The sequence below is a fragment of the Vibrio sp. 1731 genome (genome assembly GCF_033339955.1).
Lineage (GTDB): Bacteria > Pseudomonadota > Gammaproteobacteria > Enterobacterales > Vibrionaceae > Vibrio > Vibrio alginolyticus.
Genome location: NZ_JAWOVO010000107.1, coordinates 1 through 1,244 on the forward strand (window position 1 = coordinate 1; position 1,244 = coordinate 1,244).

At 47.3% G+C, this 1,244-nt stretch carries 2 protein-coding genes; one reads left to right on the plus strand and one right to left on the minus strand.

All coding sequences use genetic code 11. From position 1 onward, the window contains the following. Positions 1-478 (minus strand): radical SAM protein (locus R7035_RS25505; RefSeq protein ID WP_411913241.1); only part of this gene is annotated, 478 nt, incomplete at its 3' end. Between the two features lie 162 nt (positions 479-640). Between R7035_RS25505 and R7035_RS25510 the strand changes: the two genes are divergently transcribed. Further along, the coding region (locus R7035_RS25510; protein ID WP_318146355.1) for an energy transducer TonB at positions 641-1,244 on the plus strand (604 nt) is incomplete at its 3' end.

Below are 1,244 nucleotides of genomic sequence, written 5' to 3' on the forward strand. Positions count from 1 at the left end.
TGATGCGCCCTTCTAAAGTAATTTCGCAATCAGACGCGAGAGGGAAATAATCATGAATGGCCTGCCCCAGCACGCGAACTTGTTCGGGAGAAAGATCGGTCGGCGTTCCACCACCAATGTAAACCGCATGGAAGATGCCTCTTTGCGTCCAAGGGAGTGCCGCTTTCTCCTTCAACTCCTGCATTAAAGCAGCGAAGTACTCATCGACAAGTTTGCGACTGGCCGCATTCTGAAAGAAGTTACAAAAAGTGCAGCGAACACGGCAAAATGGTACGTGAATGTACAAACAGCGTTTGTTGTTTCTCGCGTTTCGGTCAGAAGTAATGCTCGACAAAACCCCTGCTTGTTGAGGTGGCGGTACTGGCACACTCGCTCCGCCAGCATGAGCCGAGTGCTTCTTCACAAAAGCAAATCTCAGGGGGTCAGGGCTATCGCTGCCCAGAACTGATTCGTCAAATTTATCAATATCGACGCTCATATATACTCACTTAAACCCCACCACATAAGGGATAGAGGCTAATCTCAAAAAAACTGCAAGGATCATAATTTGACCGTAATGATAATGCAATTGATAATTGATCTTATTTCTATTGTAAGTAATAATCGCCTCAAGTTTTCATAGTTCTACCGAGAATAACCCGTGAACGTACAAAGATATGTCATTGCAGGAGGCGCATCTCTCGTCATTCATGCCGCACTTCTTTTTGTCTCGCAAGAGAACAAAGTGTTCGCAATGCCTGCTGGAAACCCAGCAAGCTCGGTAAGCCTCAACCTTGTATCTGCACCACCGCCAACGCTCGAAAAGCCCACACCAGAGAATGTGGAACCACCAAAAGAGCCACGGCCTCAAAAACAGCCTGAGCCAGAAAAGAAGGTCGTTAAGAAGCAGGTTGTCAAAAAAGAGGCGGTGAAGAAAAAGGTGGTCGAGAAAAAGCCAGAGCCAATTAAGCAACCTAAGAAAGTGGAACCAACCAAAACGGTTGCCAAGCAAGAAACTCAGCCCAAAGCCGAACCGAAGAAAAAAATAGAACCGGTGAAGAAAGATACGGTTACTCAGCTAACTGCATCAGCGAGCCAATCCAAAGGGGCAACGTCTCAGCCTATTTTGGTCGACAAACCAACGTTTGTGAGTCAACCAACGCAGCCCCGCTATCCAAGATCTGCGCAAAGACGCGGTATCGAAGGCGCAGCCTTGTATGAGGTATGGCTCGATGAGAATGGCAACCAAATCAAACATGTTTTGC